The organism is Phyllobacterium sp. K27, assembly GCF_054796155.1.
The window spans coordinates 2,288,711-2,311,010 of sequence record NZ_CM139240.1 but is presented as its reverse complement, the minus strand read 5'-3'; the positions used below and the strand labels follow the sequence as shown (position 1 = coordinate 2,311,010).

The window sequence follows — 22,300 nt, the reverse complement described above, 5'->3', positions numbered from 1 at the left end:
ACGGCGTGATCCTGAAATGAAATCCTGAAATCCAAATGACCGCTTTTACCAAACTCGGACTAAAACCGGATGCACGTGGACACATTGTTGTTGACGGCGTTGTTGATGGCTATGAGGCCTTTGCCCTAGCGAAAGTCGTTGCTGAAGCGGGAGCAGGTGGCCCGGTGCTTTTCATAGCGCGGGATGGTCAACGTATTTCGGATATCGAGCAGGTATTGGGATTTGTCTCGCCGGAATTGCCGGTGTTGCAACTCCCTGCGTGGGACTGTCTTCCCTATGATCGTGTTTCGCCGGGTGCAGATACTTCCGCGCGTCGCTTGAGTGCACTTGCCGGCCTTGCTGCCATGCGGCAGGGCAAGCATCCGGGTGTAATTCTGGCAACAGCCAATTCGGTCCTGCAGAAGCTCCCGCCACGCCAAATCCTTAGCCAACAGTTGTTTCTGGCAAAGCCCGGCAATAGAATCGATATGAACTCTCTTGTGCAACGCCTTGAAAGCAATGGGTTTGAGCGCGTTCCAACAGTTCGTGATGTTGGTGAATATGCGGTGCGCGGCGGCATATTGGATCTCTTTGCACCTGGCGCTGAGGAACCACTTCGCCTCGATTTTTTCGGCGATACGCTCGAAACAATCCGCACTTTTGACCCAGCTTCACAGCGCACATCCAGCCAGAAAACCGAGTTTTCGATGCAGCCGATGAGCGAAATTACGCTATCGCCTGAGATCATCAGCCATTTTCGCACGCAGTATGTTTTAAAGTTCGGCGCACCGTCACGTGATGATGCGCTCTATCAATCGATTTCCGAGGGTCGTCGTTTCGCCGGCATGGAGCATTGGCTCCCGCTATTCTACGACAAGCTTGAAACAGTTTTTGATCATGCAGGCGATATGCCCATTGTGTTCGATCATCTTGCCCATGAATCCATGGCTGAGCGCCATAAAATGGTGGTTGATCATTATGAAGCCCGCAAGCGACAGTCCGATGGTAAGGAGCCAGGCGACACAATTCCATATAAGCCTGTTGAACCGGCTTCGCTCTATTTGACACCGGAGCAGGTAGAAGCGGCGGCTCTTAGCTCGGGGTTGAAAATTGATTTTACACCCTTCGATGCGCCATTTGTAACCGGGCGCTCGACAATCCACGCTGGCGTACACCGCGGACGCACCTTTGTCGAAGAACGAACCGCCAAAGACACCAATGTCTTCGACAGCGTGGTCAAGCACATTTCCGATGAACGAGCCGCAGGCAAGAAAGTGCTTCTTGCGGCTTGGAGCGAGGGAACGCGCGACAGGCTCGTACAGGTTCTGGGAGAGCACGGGCTTGAGAAGATCGAGTTGGTCGAAAACTTGCGCACCGTCAAAGCGCTTGCTCGAGACAAGGTGACAGCAGGCATCCTTTCCCTTGAAACCGGATTTGATGCAGGTGAACTTGTTGTTGTTGCCGAACAGGACATTCTCGGTGACCGGCTCATTCGCCATTCCAAAAGGCGTAAGAGGGACAGGGACTTTATCAGTGAAGTTGCTGCGCTCAACGCGGGAGATATCGTCGTTCACGTTGATCACGGCATTGGTCGGTTTATCGGCCTACGTACAATTACCGCAGCTGGTGCACCCCATGACTGTCTCGAGCTGCATTATGCGGGCGATGACCGGCTTTTTCTGCCCGTGGAAAACATCGAGCTTCTGTCGCGATTTGGCTCCGAAACGTCAACGGCCATTCTGGACAAGCTCGGCGGTGGCGCGTGGCAAGCCCGCAAAGCCAAGCTCAAGAAGCGGTTGCTCGATATTGCTGGTCATTTGATCCGCATCGCGGCTGAACGCCAGATGCGCGGTGCGCCAGTCTTATTGCCGCCGGACGGTCTTTATGGTGAGTTCGCGGCTCGCTTCCCCTATGACGAAACCGAAGACCAGGATCGTGCGATTGATGCGGTGATTGATGATCTGTCCCTCGGCAAACCGATGGACCGCCTGATTTGCGGCGACGTAGGCTTCGGCAAAACAGAAGTGGCATTGCGCGCTGCCTTTGTGGCAGCGCTAAACGGCGTTCAGGTCGCTGTGGTCGTGCCTACGACATTGCTGTCCCGCCAGCATTTCAAGACCTTTACGTCGCGATTCCAAGGATTGCCTGTGAATGTCGTGCAAGCCTCGCGCCTGGTCGGTTCGAAAGAACTTGCCGAGAACAAAAAAGGCATCGCCGAAGGTCAGGTAGACATCGCAGTCGGTACGCATGCGCTGCTCGGACAGGGCATCAAATTCAAGAATCTGGGCCTTTTGATTATCGACGAAGAGCAGCATTTTGGCGTCAAACACAAGGAACGGCTGAAAGAACTGAAGTCCGATGTTCACGTGCTCACCTTGTCTGCAACGCCAATTCCGCGAACACTTCAGCTGGCTCTGACCGGCGTACGTGAACTTTCGCTTATCACGACACCGCCAGTAGATCGTATGGCAGTGCGCACATTTGTTTCGCCTTTCGATCCGCTCGTCATTCGCGAGACATTGCTACGGGAACGCTATCGTGGCGGACAGAGCTTCTACGTTTGCCCGCGCATTTCAGATCTGAACGAAATCAAGGAATTCCTGGATGCACAGGTGCCAGAGCTTAAAGTGGCCGTAGCTCACGGGCAAATGGCTCCGGGCGAACTCGATGACATTATGAACGCATTCTACGATGGTCAGTATGATGTACTGCTCTCGACGACGATTGTTGAGTCAGGACTTGATATTCCGACCGCCAACACTTTGATTATTCACCGCGCCGACATGTTTGGCCTATCACAGCTTTATCAGCTGCGTGGTCGCGTGGGACGGTCGAAACAGCGCGCCTATGCCTTGTTCACATTGCCTGCAAACAAGGTTCTCACACAGATGGCGGATCGCAGACTGAAAGTCCTGCAATCTCTTGATACGCTTGGCGCTGGTTTTCAGCTTGCAAGCCACGATATGGATATTCGTGGTGCCGGCAATCTGCTCGGTGAAGAACAATCCGGCCACATTCGCGAGGTCGGTTTCGAACTTTACCAGCAGATGCTTGAAGAGGCAGTCGCTGAGATCAAGGGAACAGGCGAGGTCGAAGACGGGCATTGGTCGCCGCAGATTGCTGTTGGCACTGCTGTCATGATACCGGAAGCCTATGTTCCGGATCTACAACTGCGCCTCGGTCTTTACCGCCGCTTGGCCGACCTTGAAGAACTTCAGGATATTGATGGCTTTGGTGCGGAGATGATCGACAGATTTGGCCCGCTGCCCGAAGAAGTCCAGCATCTGCTTAAGATTGTCTACATCAAGGCACTTTGCCGCCGGGCGAATGTGGAAAAGGTCGATGCCGGGCCAAAGGGTATTGTCATTCATTTCCGCAACAAGACATTTAACAATCCGACTGGACTGGTCAAAATGATTGGCGAGCAGGGTTCAATGGCTAAAATACGCCCGGACCAAAGCATATTCTTCGTCCGTGATTGGCCCACGGCAGACAAGCGCTTGAATGGAGCGGCGGTGGTGATGACCCAATTGGCGAAACTGGCTGAGGCGTCCTGATTAAACAGGACGTGGTTCGTATCCGTCTGCTGTCTGGCGAATGGCATCCGCCAGCGCGTCTGCCGACTGCGCGCCCATGACCGCATATTTCTGATCGAGAATGAAGCAGGGGACGCCGCGCACACCAACCTGATTGGCAGTATCAATTTCCTGCCGGACACCGACGGTATCAGCATCCGTGGCCAGCAGACTATCAACAATGGCAACGTCCATACCGGCTTCTTCGGCAGCCTCAAGCAGAACCTGACGATTACCGATATTCTTTCCCTGCTCGAAATAATACGAGAAGAGAATGCCCACCACGCTATCCTGGACATTGGGCGTGGCTTGTGATGCCCATCGGATCAGCCTATGGGCATCAAGTGTGTTCGGGCTGATTTCAATCGCTTCGAAATCAAACTCAATGCCTTCTTCCTTGCCAAGTTCCATCAACTGTTGATGGATCTCGAATATCTTGTCGGAACTGCCAAATTTCTCCTGCATATACCGATTACGATCCTTACCTTGACGCAGAATGGTTGGATCAAGTTGGAAGGGCCGCCAATTCACGGAGACCTCAATGTCGGGATTCATGGCCAGCGCGTTTTCGAGACGTTTTCTTCCCAGAAAGCACCAAGGGCAAACAACGTCCGACACTACATCTATTATGAATTTCTTTTCGGTCATCATCGGGCCTATTTTTTTTCTGACCACCAAGTGGGAAATTGATAGCCATTGAGAGAGGTTTGCTCCGGATGCTTGATATGGGTCCAGCGAGCAACCCATTGTGCCGGCTGGAAATAGATCGGAACGAAGTAGTTTCCGGACATTAACACGCGATCCAAAGCTCGGACTGTATCTACATATTCATCCTGTTTTCGGACCTCAAGCATTTTGCCTATTAATGCATCAACCGCAGGATCGGCCACCCCAGCATAATTGAAACTGCCGTTTACATCCCGGTATTGGCTGCTCCAGCGCCGGAACTGTTCAAAGCCGGGTGATAATGAGCCAGTATAGGCACCCAATATCACGTCATAATCAAATGTTTCGAGACGCTTTTGATATTGCGCATCGTCAACAGTACGAATTCTAACGCCAATGCCCAGCCGTTCAAGGGTACGTTTATACGCGAGACCGAGACGTTCTTCGGCTGCATAACGGGTCATAATCTCAAATGTGAGCGGCTTGCCTTGTGGGTCCAGCATCACCTCATCTTTAATGGCAAAACCTTTGCTCATCAGGATATCGAAAGCACGTTTCATTTCTTTGCGGTCGCGTCCGGACCCATCTGTTTTTGCAGGAACATATGTCCCGTCCATGACATCGGGTGTTACTGCCGCGGGGTAGGGTGCAAGCAATTCTCGTTCTCTTGCAGAGGCCGGAATGCCGAATGCAGATAGTTCCGACCCCTGCCAGAAACTGGCAAGGCGTTTATAACGATCCGCATAAAGATTTCGGTTCGTCCATTCAAAATCAAACATGATTCCCAATGCAGCGCGTACATCACGATCTGCGAATTTGGGCCGCCTCGTGTTGAAAACAAAGCCAAACATATTGGCCGGCGCTTTGGTCTCGAATGTCTCCTGGACGACGCGGCCTTCGTGAAAGGCGGGGAAATTATAGGACGATGCCCATTTGTTGGGATCGCCTTCCATAAAAACGTCGAACAGGCCCTTTTTGAAAGCCTCGAACTGTGACTGAGCATTACGAAAATACTCGACAGTGATCGTATCGAAATTATTGAATCCTCGTCTGCTCGGTATGTTGGCAGCCCAGTAATCAGGACTGCGCTTGTAAATAATTCGCTGCCCAGGCTGAACCTTGGATATGATATAGGGACCGCTGCCCACCGGGATACGCAATGGAGATTGGTCAAATTTCTCCGGATCGATGGCATGCTTCGGCAAAACCGGCATCAAACCAAGTATTAACGGAAACTCGCGATCAGCCTGGTCGTTGAAAGTGAACCTGATCCCGCGCTCACCGACCTTATCGATCTTTTCGATGCGATCCATGCGCTGTTTATATTGCGGCAGGCCCTTTTCGGCGAGAATCTCGAATGTGAAAATCACATCGTCAGTGGTTACAGGCTGTCCATCAGACCATCTCGCCTTTGGATTGAGTGTAAACTCAACCCATGTGCGCTCGTCATTGGTTTCAACTTTTTCTGCCAGTAGCCCGTAAAGCGTAAAAGGCTCATCAGCGCTCCGCTGCATCAGTGTTTCATAAACCAGGTTTCCAAATTGAGGATCGTTGAAAACGCCGCGCGCTGTGGTTCGCAAGCTCTTAACCAGAAAGGAATTCAGGCTATCAAATGTCCCAACGACACCATAGCTTATCGTTCCTTGTTTGGGCGCGTCGGGATTGGCGTAAGGGAAATGCGTGTAATCAGCTGGAAGAGCAGGCTCGCCACGCATTGCAAGGCCATAGCTCGGCTCGGCTGTTGCTGCGGCTACCGTCGCCAGATATGCAAAAGCCAACGCCAAACCTTTGAAACTTTGCCTGATCATTCTTTGGACCCTACGCGCTTTAGTCTGCGCTCTACCCGAGCGGTTTATTATGATTCGTGCCAAAGACTATCATTTGACGACAATTGTTGGGCGCAACCTCGCTTAACCCACGATTGAATCAACAACTGGAGCAAAAGGTGGCTGGATTTGCATGGTCTTGCAGTGTAACACGGCGTTCGATAACAAGGGGTCACTCTGTTGCCTTATTTGGCACTCAAAAGCCAGACAAGCAATTTTAAGTGATCAAGTCACACTTCGGATAAGTGCGCTGAAAGGAACCAGTTGACCATGTCCAGCCCTAAGATTTTCGCTGCAACCACATCTATCGCGGGTGCTATTGCATTGCTCGCCGCCGCTGCAGTCCCAGCATCAGCCCAGCAGCAAAAAGCACCGCAGGGCTGGTTCAAGGTTTGCTCCAAGCAGGAAGACAATGACATCTGCAATACGCAGAATATTGTAACTGCAGATAGCGGTCAGCTTTTGACAGCCGTCAATCTCATCGAGATCAAAGGCAAAGTTAACCGCAAGATTTTCCAGATCTCCGTCCCAACCGGACGCCTGATTGGTCCTGGCGTTGGCCTTCAGGTTAACGGCGCCAAGGCGGTCAAGGTCGATTACGCCATTTGCTTCCCGGATCGCTGCATTTCTGAGGTCGCTCTGTCCGATGAACTGCTTGCATCATTCAAGAAAGGCAGCCAGCTTACGCTGACTTCGGTTAATTTCCAGAACAAGCCAAACCCGATCAATGTTACTTTGACGGGCTTCACTCAAGCCTATGATGGCCCCGGCCTTCAGCAAAATGAACTCGAACAACGCCAAAAGACACTTCAGGACGAAGTGCAGAAGCGTCAGAAAGAGTTCCAAGAAAAGATGAAGGCTGAACAGGAAAAGGCGAAAACAGCAAATTGATTTTCGCGACAGCAAAAAGGGGCGCAAATGCGTCCCTTTTTTATTGGTGTTTGAACCAGTCAGTCAGTTGATGTGAGGACTTTTTACACGGTAGGTACCATCTTCGGACTTATCAAACATTACTGCGATCTGAGCATGCCTGAGCGGTATTCCTGTCGTATCAGCGACGAGATTTTGCTCTGAAACATATGCCACGTACTCACTCTCTGCGTTTTCAGCAAATAAATGATAGAATGGTTGATCACGGCGAGGGCGGATGTCTTCAGGAATCGATCGATACCATTCTTCCGTATTGCTGAATTCCGGATCAACATCGAAAATCAGGCCACGAAACGCAAAAATCCGATGACTGACCACTTGGCCGATCTGAAATTTTGCATGTCGTATCTGTGTCATTGTTCTCATTCGTTATAAATATCGGTTGCGATTAAAACATGCGAGCATAAATCATGGGTTCTTGCCCGCCACAACGATAAAAGCCCATCATGCTTAGCGTCTTCAATCTTGTATTGCCGTTCTTTGGACTGATTTTTCTCGGCTTTTTCGTGGCGCGAATCAATCGTCAGCCGCTTGAAGCGCTGGGATGGATGAACACCTTCATCGTGTATGTGGCGCTTCCTGCCATGTTTTTCCAGATATTGTCGCGCACACCAGTATCTGAATTGACGCAATGGGCTTTCATTATTGGCTGCACTGCGTCCACTTTCTGCATTTTCGCGATCATGTTCACAATCGGAATGGTACGAACCCGCAGGATTGACGAAAGTACTATTCAGGGGCTGGCCGCCGCATACGGCAATATCGGATATATGGGGCCTCCATTGGCAATACTGGCATTCGGCGCTCCCGCAGCCGTGCCGGTGGCACTAATCTTTTGTTTCGATAATATACTTCACTTTGTCATGTCGCCCCTGATGATGGCGATCTCCGGGAATGACAAGCGTTCAAAATCAGAGTTGATACTCGGTGTTTTAAAGAAGATTTTCTTCCATCCTTTTATTATTGCTACAATTTTGGGCGTTGGAGCTGCCGTTACCGGGTTAACGCCTCCATTGGCAATGACCAGAATGATCGACTTGTTGGCGGCAGCAGCAGCGCCATGCGCCTTATTTGCAATGGGTGCCACTCTCGCATTGCGGCCGCTGAAAAGAGTACCAAAGGAGCTATACCTTCTTGTACCGCTAAAGCTCTTGGTCCAACCGCTCATGATTTACGGCCTGCTGAGCCTGGTCGGAAATTTTCCACCAGTGTGGATTCATACGGCAATGCTCATGGCTGCACTACCTACAGCTACGAACGTATTTGTTATAGCTCAACAATATGGTGTTTGGGTCGAGCGCGCATCAAGCAGCATCCTTGCCACCACACTTTTCTCTATTCTGACCTTGACGCTTTGGCTCTACGCCATGACAAACGGACTTGTTCCGTAAAACTCATATTTCTCACGGCAACAAAATGGACAAATTTGGTTCCGCCGCACTGGCTTTCCACCTTTGCCATATTTATCGCGATCGTTATCGCTTTGCTGTCGCGAAAAATGCTCAGTGATCTCATGTCGGCTGATTATTGCCGGTCAGCATCGCTGGCGGAAAGACGAAAACCGCTCCCGGGGCGCAAGCCCTCGCGCATAACAAAGCTGCGCAATGGCGAAAAAGCCCGCAATAGCTCAAGGCCGCCGCTGCGAACCATCTGAACGGGCAGAAAATCCGAGAGCAGCGAGCGGTTTAATGCATCGACAGCGCCAGTTCGGGCGAGAATATCTGGACTGCGTTTGCGATTATAAGCCGAGATTACATTTGCATCGCCAAGATCCTCGCCATCTTCCGGCAGTATTTCAGTTAGTGCTTCGACATCGCGGATGCCCAGATTGAGACCTTGCGCACCGATTGGTGGAAATACATGGGCTGATTCTCCAGCCAGAAATATGCGATTACGGGCAAAGGACGTCGGCACGAGACCCGATAATGGCCAACTCTGAGGCGCGGCCTCAATGGTTACGGCGCCGAGCATGGACTGCATCCGCTCTTCCACGCGTCTTGCAAGCTCCTCATGGTCGATTGCAAGCAGTTCTGCTGCCACTTCCGGAGTTGTAACCCAGACGAGGCTGGAGCGCTGACCTTGCAACGGCACAATAGTAAAGGGCCCATACTCCGTATGAAATTCGGTCGATATATCGTGGTGGTCGCGGGTATGAGCAAAACTCAAAACCACCGCAGTCTGGTTGTAGCTCCATGTACGTGCGGCAATCCCGGCGGCGTCGCGGGCGAGCGAAGAGCGCCCATCGGCAGCTATGACGATATTTGCCGTCAATATTGAGCCATCGCGCGTTTCAACGGAAATGGCATCGCCAACATGATTATACTTCGCAATCACCATCGCCTTATGTTCCACAGTTGATCTTTTCAGAGAATCGCCGAGAACCGCAGTAAGCGTACTGTTTGGTATATTGTAGCCGAAGGCAGGCTCATCTATCTCGCTGGCCTTGAATGTGACTGAGGGGCTTCTGACCAGTCGTCTCGTGCCATCGAGGATTCGCATTGTGGTCATGGGGGCAGCAAACGGCTCAATGTCCTGCCAAAGATCAATGCTTTGGAGAAAACGGATGGCCGGCATCATCAAGGCAGTCGTCCGCTTGTCGCTTTGACCGGGTATTTCACCAAGGCTGACAACATTATGGCCAAAGCGTGCCAAAGAAAGCGCGGCGATCAATCCAACATGACCTGCGCCGGCGACGATAATCGGATCGGTTCTGATATCGGTCATGATTGTCTCCATTTCATAGCTTTCAACAGCTTATATAAGCTTCTTTGCTTGCACTTTTGACCGTTTTCAAGAAAAGCTTCTCATAAATTGCTCGTCTCGTCATAAGATAAGATAGTGAGCAGAAAATTATCATGCAGCAGATTGGCGCGGACAGTGAAAAAACCGACTTTACCCAAAGGCATAAAGCCCAAGAAGGTCACCGCACCGCAAGCAAAAGCATTTTCCGTCCATCTTCTCACAGCTTCGGGCTCTTTCCTGGCTTTCTTGTCCGTGGTTGCTGCCAGCGAAGAAAGTTGGACTGCGATGTTCTGGTGGTTGGGGCTGGCTCTTTTTGTTGATGGGATCGACGGGCCGATTGCCCGCAAGCTCGACGTCAAGTATGTCCTTCCAAATTGGTCTGGCGAGCTGCTCGACAATATTATCGACTACATGACCTATGTGCTCATTCCCGCCTTTGCGCTTTATCAGCGCGGCTTCATGGGCGAGGGGCTGTCATTTCTGGCCGCCGCCATTATCGTCGTTTCAAGTGCGATTTATTATGCCGATACGGCCATGAAAACCAAAGAAAACTTCTTCAAGGGCTTTCCTGTCGTTTGGAACATGGTCGTTTTCACACTGTTCATCGTTCGGCCAGGCGAATGGGCTGCGTTCGCAATCATACTGGTTGCCGCAATCGTTTCTTTCCTGCCAATCTATTTCCTTCACCCGGTGCGCGTTCAAAGGCTGCGCCCGCTTAATCTGGCGATATTCTTCGTCTGGTGCGCGCTTGGTGCACTGTCACTCTACCAGCAACTGGATTCGCCACTATGGGTGCGCGTCGGTATTTCGGTGACGAGTATTTATCTCTTCTGCATCGGCGCTGTGATGCAGATATTTCCCAATCTCGGACGGATGGAGAAGGCATGATGATCAAAGCTATTCGAGTTCATCACACTGGCGGACCTGAAGTTCTAACTTATGAGGATATATCGATATCCGCTCCCGCACCCGGCGAAGTTCATATCCGTCATGAAGCGATAGGCCTGAATTTCCTCGATGTTTATTTTCGCACCGGGCTCTATCCGACACCGAAAGGCCTGCCATTTGTTCCCGGTAATGAAGGTGCAGGTGTGGTTTTGTCCGTTGCCGCTGACGTCAAGTATTTTAAGCCGGGTGACCGCGTAGCTTACGCCGATCCGATGGGTTCCTATGCTGAAGAACGCCTGATTCCGGCAGCGCGGCTCGTCAAACTGCCTGACGCTATTGATTTTCAGCAGGCCGCCTCCATGATGCTCAAAGGAATGACCGCGCAATATCTTTTGCGGCAAACTTTTCCCGTAAAACAGGGCGACACAATCCTGTTTCATGCGGCTGCAGGAGGTGTAGGGTTGATTGCCGGGCAGTGGGCAAAGCACCTCGGGGCAAGGGTTATTGGCACTGCCGGCTCTGATGAAAAGGTCAAACTGGCACTGGAGCATGGTTACGACCATGTCATCAACTACCGAACAGAAAACTTTGTCGAGCGGGTAAGAGAATTGACCGGTGGCAAGGGCGTCGATGTCGTTTATGATTCTGTCGGTAAGGACACGTTTGAAGGATCGCTGGATTGTTTGAGGCCCTTGGGCATGCTGGTTTGCTTTGGACAATCTTCGGGGCCAGTTCCACCGTTCGATCTCGGCGTACTTGCGCGAAAAGGTTCTCTCTTTCTGTCACGTCCAACAATTGTAACTTATGTAGCCGGGCGAGAAGCGCTCGTGAAAGCATCAAGCGAACTGTTTGACCTCGTCACTAAAGGCATTATTCGCATCGAAGTTGGGCAAAGCTTTCCGCTCAAAGAGGCTGCCTTGGCACACAGCCAACTTGAATCGCGCAAAACGACCGGAACAACGGTGCTCATTCCTTAGTCTTTTTTTGCCGATGCACGAATAATGTGCGCAAATGGCCGCAACTTACAGTTTACGCTTCCCAAGCGGAATATGCCTGACATAGGATCAATATCGGTCTTGGCCGCGGGGAACGATGACAACGACAACAATAAAAGACGGCTCTGAAAATCCGCTACTGGAAGCAAACAAGCTCACCAAAATTTTCGGAACATTGAAGGCGTGTGACGGGATCGATTTGACAATCGGAACCGGTGAGATTCATGCCTTGCTCGGAGAGAATGGCGCGGGGAAATCAACGCTTGTAAAAATGCTGTTTGGCGCATTGCAGCCGGCGTCCGGCGAAATTTTCTGGAAAGGGCAGCCTGTAACGGTCTCTAGCCCTGCTGTGGGAAGATCGCTCGGTATAGGCATGGTTTTTCAGCATTTTTCGCTTTTCGATGCACTGACAGCAGCGGAAAACATTGCGCTTTCACTTGACGAGAAATCGCCGCTCGACAGCATTGCCGAACGCGCCAGACAGATTGGTCAAACCTACGGACTGCCAGTCGACCCGGATGCATTGGTCGGGGATCTTTCCGTTGGCGAGCGTCAACGGATCGAAATTATCCGCTGCCTTTTGCAAAATCCCGACCTGATCATTCTTGATGAGCCCACCTCGGTGCTCACGCCGCAAGAAGCCGATCTGCTGTTTCTCACACTTGAGCGGCTCCGTTCTGAAGGAAAATCGATCCTATATATCAGCCATCGGCTGGAGGAAGTGCGACGGCTTTGCGACCGGGCCACAGTATTGCGGCATGGCAAAGTGATCAGCCATTGCGACCCGCGCGGCGAAACAGCCTCCTCACTGGCGCGCATGATGGTTGGAAGTGACATTCACGTCATTGAGCGCCCAGTCGCGGAAAAATCAGATGCCAAGCCGACACCACTGCTGCAGATCAATGGCCTTTCACAGAAGCCGCGCGGGCCGTTTTCCGTCGCTCTGCATGACATCAACCTTGTCGTCAACGCCGGTCAAGTGCTCGGTATTGCTGGCGTTGCCGGTAATGGGCAGGGTGAGCTCTTCGACGTAATTTCCGGCGAGGTTCGACAGGAACAAGCCGGAAAAGTAACAATTCGCGGTACTGACGCCAGCCAGCTGGGCATTTCCGCACGCCGCAAGCTTGGTGCAGCATTCGTGCCGGAAGAACGGCTTGGACATGGAGCCGTGCCGGATATGGCATTGACACAGAATCTGCTCCTATCGCGCCATTCTACCGACAAGAAAGTATTTGTATCCGGTGGTTTGCTTAAGCTCGTTGCACAATCCAGCCTTGCAATGGCAGCCAAACGCATTGCGTCCCGGATGGATGTGCGCAAAAGCGCAGATAATCCCGACGCTTCGGCACTTTCGGGTGGTAACTTGCAAAAATTTCTTATTGGCAGGGAGCTTGATCGCAATCCGTCAGTGCTGGTCGTCAATCAGCCTACATGGGGTGTCGATGCGGGTGCCGCTGCGCTGATCCGGCAGGCCCTGGTGAATCTTGCCCGAAATGGCTCTGCTGTTGTCGTCATCAGTCAGGATCTTGATGAATTGTTTGAGATTTCCGACATGATGGCGGCTATGGTTCATGGGAGACTGTCCCGATCCATCGCGATTGAAGAAATGAATATGGAGCGCGCGGGATTGATGATGGGCGGGGCGGATACCTCATCCAACTCCTCCAAGGTGGGAGCAGTCTGATGCGCTTAGAACTTGTCAGACGCCCGCAGCACTCGGTTTTGTTCAGCGCTTTATCACCTTTCATCGCGCTGCTCCTGACGCTCATTGCAGGCGCAATCCTGTTTACAATACTTGGCAAAAACCCGTTTGCCGCGCTTTACTCCTATTTCATTGAGCCGTTGACCGAGGTCTGGTCCATTCATGAACTTCTGGTAAAAGCAGCCCCGCTAATCCTGATAGCGGTCGGTCTATCCGTTTGTTTTCTTTCGAATAACTGGAACATCGGCGCTGAAGGACAGTTCATTGCGGGGGGCATTGCAGGCTCGATTCTTCCCATTGTTTTTCCGGATTTTCAAGGTTGGTACGTTTTACCGATCATGCTTGTGCTTGGCATGGCAGGCGGTGCAGCCTATGCCTCAATCCCAGCTTTCCTGAAGGTGCGGTTCAACACCAATGAAATTCTCACCAGTCTAATGCTGGTTTATGTGGCGCAGCTGTTTCTTGATTGGCTGGTGCGCGGCCCATGGCGTAACCCGCAAGGGTATAATTTTCCCGAAACGGTGCAGTTCAATACGAGCGCGGTTTTGCCGGAAATCTGGAACGCATCGGGCAGGGCACATTGGGGATTCATATTGGCATTGATTGCTGCATTTGCCGTGTGGTTTACCCTATCGCGAACACTAAGTGGCTTTGAAATAAAAGTATTCGGGCGCAGCGCGCGGGCAGGCCATTTTGCCGGATTTAGTGCTGGACGCCTGACCTTTTTCGCGTTCCTGATCTCCGGCGCTTTAGCTGGACTTGCCGGGATAGCCGAAGTATCTGGAGCAGTCGGCCAGCTTCGCACCAGCATTTCACCGGGATATGGCTTCACGGCAATCATCGTCGCATTCCTCGGCCGGCTCAATCCGCTGGGGATAGTTGCCGCAGGACTGGTGCTCGCCCTGACCTATCTTGGCGGCGAGGCAGCACAGATTTCATTGGGAATTTCGGAAAAATCGGCGCGCATCTTTCAAGGGATAATGCTGTTTTTTATCCTCGCCAGTGACACCCTGATTTATTATCGCATCCGGATTGTGTCCCGTTTGGGCGACACAGCGGCGAAAGGCGCATGAAATGACGATGTTCGAGGCCATACTTCTGACGATTGCAACGGCTGCAACGCCGCTGCTGATCGCCGCCTTGGGCGAACTTGTCGTTGAACGTTCGGGTGTCCTCAACCTCGGTGTTGAGGGCATGATGATCATGGGGGCGGTTTCTGGCTTTGCCGCTGCGCAAATGACTGGCTCTGCATGGCTTGGCCTTGTGGCTGCGGTGCTTGCCGGTGCTGCCTTTTCATTGCTTTTCGGGTTTCTGACTTTGACGCTGGCCACCAATCAGGTTGCGACCGGACTGGCACTCACTCTGCTTGGTCTCGGGGCTTCGGCAATGATTGGCGAAAGTTTTGTCGGATTACCGGGCATACGCATGCAATCTGTTTATATTCAAGGACTTACAGACTTGCCCTATATTGGAAAGTTTCTCTTCGGACAGGACCCGATCTTCTACCTTTCCATTCTCCTGACCATTGGCGTAGCGTGGTTTCTGTTCAAAACCCGCGCTGGGCTGACCCTTCGCTCGGTCGGCGACAATCACACGTCGGCACATGCGTTGGGGGTGCCGGTGATCGGGATTCGCTATCTCGCCGTGCTGTTTGGCGGAGCGTGCGCCGGTCTTGCCGGCGCTCAGCTATCGTTGGTTTATGTGCCGCAATGGGTTGAAAATATGAGCTCCGGGCGGGGCTGGATTGCATTGGCCTTGGTGGTTTTCGCCTCCTGGCGGCCTTGGCGCATTCTGGCGGGTGCATATTTGTTCGGGGCGGTTACCATTGGCCAGCTTCACGCACAGGCTCTCGGCATCGGTGTGCCATCGCAGCTCATGTCAGCATTGCCGTACCTTGCAACGATCATCGTTCTGGTCTTGATTTCAAGGAACAAGCGTTTGACGCTGATGAATACGCCAACATCGCTTGGCAAGGCTTTTGTCCCGGATCGTTAAGCCGGAGCAGGACCAGAGAACGACGCATTATTCAACAGAGAGGTGAACTTCAATGAAAAAACTAATTATGGGGCTGACAATTGCTGCGACCCTCGGGGTTACCAGCTTTGCTGCAACAGGTGCTGCCTTTGCGGCTGAAAAACTGAAAGTTGGCTTTATCTATATCGGTCCGCCCGGTGATTTTGGCTGGACTTACCAGCACGATCAGGGACGCAAGGAGATGGAGAAGGCGCTCGGCGACCAAGTTGAGACGACATTTCTCGAAAGCGTTCCGGAAGGCGCCGATGCGGAGCGCTCAATTGAGCGTCTTGCCCGTGCTGGCAATAAGCTGATCTTTACAACATCCTTCGGATATATGGATCCGACAATCAAAGTCGCGCAGAAGTTTCCGGATGTGAAGTTTGAACACGCCACGGGTTATAAAACTGCTGAAAACGTTTCGGTCTATAATTCGCGCTTTTACGAAGGCCGTTATGTACAGGGCGTCATAGCTGCGAAAATGTCGAAGGCAGGCGTTGCCGGTTATATTGGCTCATTCCCGATCCCGGAAGTTGTACAGGGTATTAATGCATTCATGCTCGGCGCACAGTCCGTTAATCCAGATTTCAAGGTCAAAGTGATCTGGGCGAACTCCTGGTTTGACCCGGGCAAGGAGGCCGATGCAGCCAAGGCACTTGTCGATCAGGGCGTTGATATCATCACCCAGCATACGGATTCGACAGCCCCGATGCAGGTGGCGTCCGAGCGCAAGATCAAAGCCTTCGGTCAGGCATCCGACATGATCAAATTCGGTCCAGAAACCCAACTGACGTCAATTATCGACGATTGGGGACCATATTACATCGAACGTGCCAAGGCCGTCATTGATGGCAGTTGGAAGTCGCACAATGTCTTCAAGGGCATGAAGGAAGGCCTAGTCGTTATGGCGCCCTACACCAATATGCCGGACGACGTGAAGAAGCTCGCTGAAGAAACGCAGGCGAAGATTACTTCCGGCGAGTTGAAGCCATTTACGGGCCCGCTTAAAAAACAGGATGGTTCGGAATGGCTGAAGGCTGGTGAAACCGCTGACGACAAGACCATTTTGAGCATGAACTTTTACGTTGCAGGCGTGGACGACAAGCTGCCAAATTGATCAGATTCGACCGACAATATGGAAAAGGGCGCCAATGGCGCCCTTTTTAATGGGATTATGAAAGTCAGTTTCAACCAGCTTCGTCGGCCGAAGCGGCATTGAGCATGCCATAACGCTCGACCCCAATCGTGTTAAGCAGATCAAGCTGGGTTTCGAGGAAGTCGACATGACCTTCTTCGTCTTTGAGGAGTTCGTCAAAGAGTTCTTTGGAAACATAATCGCCCAGTTCCGAGCAGATCTCACGGGATTTCTTGTAGGACGCCACAGCATCCATCTCGCCTTGCAAATCTGCCTCAAGAACTTCCTTGATGTTCTGTCCGATACGCAGAGCACCGATAGATTGCAGATTTGGATGACCTTCAAGGAAGATAATGCGCTCGATAATGCGATCAGCGTGCTGCATTTCCTCAATAGATTCAGCGCGTTCCTTCTTGGCAAGCTTCTTGAAGCCCCAGTCGTCGAGAAGGCGGTAATGCAACCAATATTGATTGACGGCCCCCAGTTCGAGGAAAAGTGCCTCGTTAAGCCGCTCGATGACCCTTGGATCGCCCTTCATGTCGTGAACTCCCGTATTCGTGTCGTAATGACCGCACACGATCTATAAACGACACAGTATTGGAATCGTTCGGACCATGGCGGAGGTGATAATCTTCCGTCACCTTTATGATGGTTTCAACGACATTTGGGAAGCAGCCGCAGCAGCGACCGCGCTTCTTGAGGGCATGGTAAATTTTAGCAGGGACGAGCAGCTGCCAAGGATCAGCATCGAGAAACTCAATGATAGTATTCTCGATCTCTTTTTGCGTAATGATATTGCAATGGCAAACTAGCATCGTGTTTCGACACCGGATTGCAAAGTAGATAAGCTACTGGAAATGCTAGGTCTTTTCTGCAAAATACTCAAAATTAGCCGAGAACGAAGCTCGAGCTGGACTTTTGTACCTGCAAAGACGTTTCCGCAAGCGGATAATACTTCCGAACCAGACAATGGTTCCTCCAATCGCAAGGGTTCAAGGCCCAAACATTAAAGGTTGTGCATTTGTGTAATGCTGACGCTATAAAACGGATTTATGTGGCTTGTGTCAAACGGAGGAGCCAGATTGCACTATGATTTCAATAGCTTAGAATAGTTCTAAACTAGGAAAATAACATAACCATTTCAATCATGTTTGACAAAAATGGCTTGTAGACGGTTGCAAAATTAAGCGCGAGATGACGTGTGTCATAACGTCTCAACTGGTGAAAGCGATCCCAATTTCGCAGACCAATGCATGCGCTTTGCAACCGAGCGCAATCATTCCACCACTTCAGATAGAGATTTTTCAGGAAAAATCGTCATTCTTTGCGCAAAACTCACTCGATCTCTTCCGAATCGACTGACCCGCCTAATGGGCCGCTATGGAGTAGCGTATCCATCGCCAATGAACCGGGCGAGGGTACTCATCCCAGCCCGGTTAAATGTTTAATTCAACTGGCGGTAGCCAAACGCGGAGCAAGCGCATCTATTCCGAGCAAGGCACGGACATCGCGCTTGTCCACAATGTCCTCGATGGAATATTGGGCCAGCACTTCGAAGAATGCATTGAGCGCCTTGCGCAATGCAGAATTCAAACCGCAGCTATCGATGAGTGGGCAATCGGCGCCGTCAGCTTCAAAGCACTCGGCCATTGCAAAGTTCTCTTCGGTAACGCGAACAACATCGAACAACGTAATCTCCGCTGCTGGCTTGCCCAACTTCACACCGCCGTTACGACCGCGGACAGTTTCGATAAAACCGTTTTCAACGAGTGGCTGAAGGATTTTAAAAAGAAATAACTCCGAAACCGTATAGGCCTGCGCGATCTCGCCGATACGGCTGAGCTTGCCGTCATTTGCAGCGCAATACATCAGAATACGGATGGCATAGTTTGTTTGACGTGTAAGTCGCATGGGAATGTCTTTCTCAACCTGAAATTTCAGGTGCGTTCACTCTCTAAGCACTCTACTTTAGAATTATTCTGGATAAAGTAAATAATAATATGAAACTAACATTCATATTATATGCACGGCTCAATGAAGGGTCAAACGACCAGAACTACAATCGAACCTGCTATCAGAGCAATTGCAACAAGAAGCGAAAGGCCATAGAGCCGCGGCTTATCAAAAAGTACAGCAAATCCAGCTGCCCAGACCACAATTGCAGCGCCCAGAGCCAGAAGAAAACCCGCCTTGTGTAACGATGCTATATGGACAGCCATGAGGCCGCCAATGATCAGTGCGCCAAACACGACCATCAAAGCCAAGGCATAATTCTCAAACTTGTCCATGGCAGGTATAACTCACTCTCGAACTGGCTATTTGGAAAGGACACCACAATCGTCGGCGTGAAGCCGATGATTTGTGCAATACATAAACCGTCCGGCCCTGTGAAAGCAATATTGGCGATGCAAGTCGGTAAAATAGTGGCAAGTCCAGAATAAACAAAAAAAGGCCGGGGAAGACCCGACCTATTGGAGCATTTTTTGAAGCTGTTGGACGAATTGTATTCTCAATTTAGTCCGTAAGCGCCCTAGCGCCGATGTGCGCCCAAACCAATGAGTAAGCCAACTGCCGCGACCGCGGAGACAATAGCAACGGCCGTTAACGGATGCTCCTTGGCTTTTTCGGCTACGTATTGCGCCTCATCACCGACGAACCTCACAGCCTTACGACCACTTTGCTTCATACCGTCATATGTGGAACTGGCCTGATCATATAGATCGTATCCCTGGTCAGACAGCGATTTACTGATCGAGGAAAGCTCTTTGCGCAAAGAGGCAATCTGCGTTTCCAGATCGTCTTCAATTGTGTCGCGAACCTTCGTTGTATTCGTTGCCATTCCAAACATTCCTTTGTGATTTCTATCGTTTGGACAACGTCAAAGAATATGTTTGGTTCCGCACAAAGCTAAGAGCTATTTCCAGCAACCGTTGTTTTGTCCGTTCAGATTGTGCGAATCGATGTCGATACCGGCAGAAAAATCGTTCTTTGCCAGATAGACAGCTGTTTCTGCTTTAATTCTTATCTTGTTCCAACCCGCACAATTTGAGGTTCTCGGTGGGGTCTTATCGGCCCAACGCATTGCTCCGCATCCCGTCAGCGCCAGTATGCAAGGCAAAATCACAACCGTCGCAAGTATTCTCATCATCCCAGACTCTCAATATCGCCGCTCGCAAAGATCACGGGCTCCAATGAGCATGACATATATTGCGAAAGTTGCACCATGATACTTTCGTTGCAAAGGATCAAATCAATCGTCATTGCTGGCATTAAGTTCCTGTGGTCGTAATCCTTCAGCCGCAATTTTGCCGTCCACGGCCTGGGCAAGAATAAGCCTGCTGGACTTCAAAAGAGGTCCATTCCCCTCACGCAATCTGGCCATACGAGGATTGGATTCGTGGGCAGTTACGGCCGCCTCATTGGCATAAAGCTCATTGACCATGACCTTGTTGGGTATCGGTGTTCCATCGCGCTGAATCGGCTTGATGACTTCAAACCGCAAGCAGCCCGGTTCTTCTTCAAGCGTCTTTCTGGCATGTTCGCGAATGCGTGTCAGAAACTCCTCTTCCTTGCCTTCATTCGTTTCAAACTCAACAATAATGGTCAATGCAGTCATAAATTCTCCCTCCCGAAGCATTTCCGGCTCAACATAGCCACACAAAGCCTAACTCTTTGTTTTCTAACAGGAGAGGCCGCTTTAATCCAGACAAGCATTCACTGCCGACGGGTGAAAATCAACAAAAGCGCACCCATGATCATCGTGCACAGGCCGATGACCAGCCACCGCGTCTGCCCAACCATGAAACTGCCACCAATCAGGCTGAGCCCTTGTAATGTCCATATGCAACCCGCGATGATCAGCAAAGCTGCAACGACGCGCAGAATTGTTTTCATTCAGTCCTCCAACGCACCCACAGGCGCAATCAATCTGCTTAAAAATCTGGAACATCTCAAGATTCGAGACGTTAGATTTCTATCCGCGATACCAATGCGGCGCTCGCAACCTAACGGAAGGAAACTCCCAATGAAACTTGTCCAATATCCAAAGATAGAAGGTGGAGCGTAAAATGGTGGATGTCATGTTAAACCGTCAGACGTGGATCATTGTCGCAGACGGTGAAAAAGCTCTATTTCTGCGCAATGAGCGCGAGGTAAACAATGTCGAATTGCGCACAATCCATGAAATGAACCAATCCAACCCTGCAACGCGCGAGCAGGGCACGGACAAGCCGGGCCGCTTTCCAGACGGAATGAGCGCCCATAGGAGTGCCACCGAAGAAACAGATTGGCACGAAATTTCAAAGAAACGCTTTGCGAAGGAAATCGCCGATGAACTCTACAGTTTTGCCCATAGAGGAGATTTTGAGCGGCTCATAATTATCGCACCGCCAGTCATGCTCGGTGAAATGCGTCAGGAGTTTCACAAGGAGGTTTCAGAGAAAATCGTTAGCGAAATTCCCAAGACGCTGACTAACCATCCCATCAGCGACATTCAATCTATTCTTGCTGCATAAAGCAGTCAAACAAAACCCCTGGCCATGCGGTCAAGGGTTTTGTAAGTTGAGGCTTGATTCGGCTCTAACAAACTGGACTCTGGATAAATATATCGCGCATCGTTTCAGTGCGGCTCAGGCTCAAGACACCGCTACACTCAACTTATACGCATTTTAACACAATTGCCGACAGATTCAATAATCAGCTTAAGCACGTATTATTTCAATCGCGCTTTCAACTTTTCATTTTCTTCTTCCAATGCTTTAATTCTTTCTTCCAAAGCATTGATGGCCTTAAAAACTGCAACGCCCATACTTTTAAAGTCGCCACTGTGAATTGCAGCTTCAATTGCCTGTCTGGCGTTTTCGAGCGACATCTTCTCCTCCAAAATCACTGAAATTTGACCTGTGGGAACGTGTTCCCCACATTGCTCCTACTGTCCCCAAAAGAAAAGCCCAACCCTCAGGGGCGAGAGGATTGGGCTATTGGCTTGTGGGTTTAGCCAAAACTGGTTTGGGGAACCAGTATATGCAAAATGCATCCGCCGAAAATTCGTTCCAGCCTTGGCAAAAAATAACGAATGGGTTTTCACGCTGACGGCAAGAGATTGAAAATCACTGCCAAGTGAAAGACCACAGCACTGACGAACACGACAATCACGCCAAGACGATTCACGCGAATGAATTGTTGCCTTTTACCCGGGGGCGTTGCGCAGGAGGTGGTGTCGATTAGAGCCATGCAGCAGTCTCACGTTAAGATGGAGGCAATATGCAGCATTTGATACACGATTGAAACGATAGAGATTACTTAAGGCTCTGCATTATCGAACAAAATTTGCGATGAATGCCCGCGAGGCGAAAAAAATCACCAACGATCCGCATGTTTGGTTCTGATTGGTTTTGCAGGGCTTCAGGCAATCAATGTTCGCATGAGGTGCCTGTCACACTGTGCAAAAGCAGGGTCAGTCGTTAAGGCTGAGATACGAGCCTGCTCAGGTAACAATTTTCGTCACTGAACCGGCGATCATTACAAATGATATAAACAGGATCAGCCCGTAAAGCCGCGGGCGGTCAAAAATAACCGCAAAACCAAGGAAAAAAGCGCTGCAGGCAGCGGCAAGCGCAAAAATAAAGGCCGGCTTGTCACCGGTAGCAATAGCAAAAGCCATCAAACCGCCAATGATGAGCGCACCGAAGACAATAAATATCCACGTCGCGAAGGTTTCATAGCGGTCCATACTCTACTCCTGCAGTCCATGCGTAACCAATGGCGGCAATTACAACTGAATAAGCCCATACAGTCAAATCAGTTCGTGCTGACAAGGGGCTTTGCACGATAACTGCAATTGAATTCCA

24 protein-coding genes are annotated in these 22,300 nt (G+C 50.8%); 10 read left to right on the top strand and 14 right to left on the bottom strand.

The window, feature by feature from the left end; all coding sequences use genetic code 11:
- The first annotated feature begins 35 nt into the window (after positions 1-35).
- Positions 36-3,536 (top strand): transcription-repair coupling factor, encoded by a 3,501-nt coding sequence (gene mfd, locus ACYJL1_RS11265; protein ID WP_460895492.1) that lies wholly within the window; start codon positions 36-38, stop codon positions 3,534-3,536.
- Here mfd and ACYJL1_RS11260 read toward each other — a convergent pair whose 3' ends face one another.
- On the bottom strand, positions 3,537-4,202 hold the full coding sequence (locus ACYJL1_RS11260) for a DsbA family oxidoreductase (protein WP_460898018.1): 666 nt from the start codon (positions 4,200-4,202) through the stop codon (positions 3,537-3,539).
- 8 nt (positions 4,203-4,210) lie between these two features.
- The gene (locus ACYJL1_RS11255; RefSeq protein ID WP_460895491.1) at positions 4,211-6,028 is read right to left on the bottom strand and encodes an extracellular solute-binding protein; all 1,818 of its coding nucleotides are present in this window, start codon (positions 6,026-6,028) and stop codon (positions 4,211-4,213) included.
- Between the two features lie 288 nt (positions 6,029-6,316).
- Between ACYJL1_RS11255 and ACYJL1_RS11250 the strand changes: the two genes are divergently transcribed.
- The gene (locus tag ACYJL1_RS11250) at positions 6,317-6,937 is read left to right on the top strand and encodes an invasion associated locus B family protein (protein ID WP_460895490.1); all 621 of its coding nucleotides are present in this window, start codon (positions 6,317-6,319) and stop codon (positions 6,935-6,937) included.
- 63 nt (positions 6,938-7,000) lie between these two features.
- Here the strand turns inward: ACYJL1_RS11250 and hspQ are convergent, their stop codons facing one another.
- Entirely contained in the window at positions 7,001-7,333 is a 333-nt protein-coding gene (gene hspQ, locus ACYJL1_RS11245; RefSeq protein WP_460895489.1) for a heat shock protein HspQ, read from the bottom strand.
- 89 nt (positions 7,334-7,422) lie between these two features.
- Here hspQ and ACYJL1_RS11240 point away from each other — a divergent pair, with 89 nt between their 5' ends.
- Complete coding sequence (locus tag ACYJL1_RS11240; RefSeq protein WP_460895488.1) at positions 7,423-8,367, top strand: AEC family transporter; 945 nt, start codon at positions 7,423-7,425, stop codon at positions 8,365-8,367.
- A 133-nt stretch (positions 8,368-8,500) separates the two neighbouring features.
- Here ACYJL1_RS11240 and ACYJL1_RS11235 read toward each other — a convergent pair whose 3' ends face one another.
- Complete coding sequence (locus ACYJL1_RS11235) at positions 8,501-9,700, bottom strand: UbiH/UbiF family hydroxylase (RefSeq protein ID WP_460895487.1); 1,200 nt, start codon at positions 9,698-9,700, stop codon at positions 8,501-8,503.
- A gap of 153 nt (positions 9,701-9,853) precedes the next feature.
- On the opposite strand from ACYJL1_RS11235, the gene pcsA reads away from it, so the two are divergent.
- The 6 genes from pcsA to ACYJL1_RS11205 all read left to right on the top strand — a co-directional run bounded on the left by pcsA (position 9,854) and on the right by ACYJL1_RS11205 (position 16,433).
- Positions 9,854-10,606, top strand: coding sequence for a phosphatidylcholine synthase (gene pcsA / locus ACYJL1_RS11230; protein WP_460895486.1), 753 nt, complete (start codon positions 9,854-9,856; stop codon positions 10,604-10,606).
- Positions 10,606-11,583, top strand: a complete 978-nt coding sequence (locus ACYJL1_RS11225) for a quinone oxidoreductase family protein (protein ID WP_460898017.1) — start codon at positions 10,606-10,608, stop codon at positions 11,581-11,583. Before pcsA ends, ACYJL1_RS11225 begins: the two co-directional genes overlap by 1 nt.
- Positions 11,584-11,698: 115 nt before the next feature.
- The gene (locus ACYJL1_RS11220; RefSeq protein ID WP_460895485.1) at positions 11,699-13,285 is read left to right on the top strand and encodes an ABC transporter ATP-binding protein; all 1,587 of its coding nucleotides are present in this window, start codon (positions 11,699-11,701) and stop codon (positions 13,283-13,285) included.
- Positions 13,285-14,376, top strand: coding sequence for an ABC transporter permease (locus tag ACYJL1_RS11215; RefSeq protein ID WP_460895484.1), 1,092 nt, complete (start codon positions 13,285-13,287; stop codon positions 14,374-14,376). The genes ACYJL1_RS11220 and ACYJL1_RS11215 overlap by 1 nt, the downstream gene beginning before the upstream one ends.
- Before the next feature lies 1 nt (position 14,377).
- Positions 14,378-15,298, top strand: coding sequence for an ABC transporter permease (locus ACYJL1_RS11210; protein ID WP_460895483.1), 921 nt, complete (start codon positions 14,378-14,380; stop codon positions 15,296-15,298).
- 52 nt (positions 15,299-15,350) lie between these two features.
- Positions 15,351-16,433, top strand: coding sequence for a BMP family ABC transporter substrate-binding protein (locus tag ACYJL1_RS11205; RefSeq protein ID WP_460895482.1), 1,083 nt, complete (start codon positions 15,351-15,353; stop codon positions 16,431-16,433).
- A gap of 70 nt (positions 16,434-16,503) precedes the next feature.
- On the opposite strand, the gene bfr is transcribed toward ACYJL1_RS11205, so the two are convergent.
- From bfr to ACYJL1_RS11165, 8 genes are all read right to left on the bottom strand, one after another.
- Positions 16,504-16,989, bottom strand: a complete 486-nt coding sequence (bfr, locus tag ACYJL1_RS11200; RefSeq protein ID WP_460895481.1) for a bacterioferritin — start codon at positions 16,987-16,989, stop codon at positions 16,504-16,506.
- Complete coding sequence (locus ACYJL1_RS11195; RefSeq protein ID WP_460895480.1) at positions 16,955-17,266, bottom strand: (2Fe-2S)-binding protein; 312 nt, start codon at positions 17,264-17,266, stop codon at positions 16,955-16,957. Before ACYJL1_RS11195 ends, bfr begins: the two co-directional genes overlap by 35 nt.
- A gap of 634 nt (positions 17,267-17,900) precedes the next feature.
- Positions 17,901-18,362, bottom strand: coding sequence for an iron-responsive transcriptional regulator RirA (rirA, locus tag ACYJL1_RS11190; RefSeq protein ID WP_460895479.1), 462 nt, complete (start codon positions 18,360-18,362; stop codon positions 17,901-17,903).
- 131 nt (positions 18,363-18,493) lie between these two features.
- Positions 18,494-18,739, bottom strand: a complete 246-nt coding sequence (locus ACYJL1_RS11185) for a hypothetical protein (protein ID WP_460895478.1) — start codon at positions 18,737-18,739, stop codon at positions 18,494-18,496.
- A gap of 242 nt (positions 18,740-18,981) precedes the next feature.
- Positions 18,982-19,290, bottom strand: coding sequence for a hypothetical protein (locus ACYJL1_RS11180; protein ID WP_460895477.1), 309 nt, complete (start codon positions 19,288-19,290; stop codon positions 18,982-18,984).
- A 75-nt stretch (positions 19,291-19,365) separates the two neighbouring features.
- A complete protein-coding gene (locus ACYJL1_RS11175) occupies positions 19,366-19,599 on the bottom strand; it encodes a hypothetical protein (protein ID WP_460895476.1) in 234 nt (77 codons plus the stop codon).
- 102 nt (positions 19,600-19,701) lie between these two features.
- Positions 19,702-20,067: a putative quinol monooxygenase gene (locus ACYJL1_RS11170; protein ID WP_460895475.1), complete on the bottom strand. Its 366-nt coding sequence runs from the start codon at positions 20,065-20,067 to the stop codon at positions 19,702-19,704.
- A 98-nt stretch (positions 20,068-20,165) separates the two neighbouring features.
- Entirely contained in the window at positions 20,166-20,345 is a 180-nt protein-coding gene (locus ACYJL1_RS11165; protein WP_460895474.1) for a hypothetical protein, read from the bottom strand.
- Between the two features lie 173 nt (positions 20,346-20,518).
- Between ACYJL1_RS11165 and ACYJL1_RS11160 the strand changes: the two genes are divergently transcribed.
- Complete coding sequence (locus ACYJL1_RS11160; RefSeq protein ID WP_460895473.1) at positions 20,519-20,965, top strand: host attachment family protein; 447 nt, start codon at positions 20,519-20,521, stop codon at positions 20,963-20,965.
- Between the two features lie 197 nt (positions 20,966-21,162).
- On the opposite strand, the gene ACYJL1_RS11155 is transcribed toward ACYJL1_RS11160, so the two are convergent.
- On the bottom strand, positions 21,163-21,321 hold the full coding sequence (locus ACYJL1_RS11155; protein WP_460895472.1) for a hypothetical protein: 159 nt from the start codon (positions 21,319-21,321) through the stop codon (positions 21,163-21,165).
- Between the two features lie 615 nt (positions 21,322-21,936).
- Positions 21,937-22,182: a hypothetical protein gene (locus tag ACYJL1_RS11150; protein ID WP_460895471.1), complete on the bottom strand. Its 246-nt coding sequence runs from the start codon at positions 22,180-22,182 to the stop codon at positions 21,937-21,939.
- Between the last annotated feature and the right edge of the window lie 118 nt (positions 22,183-22,300).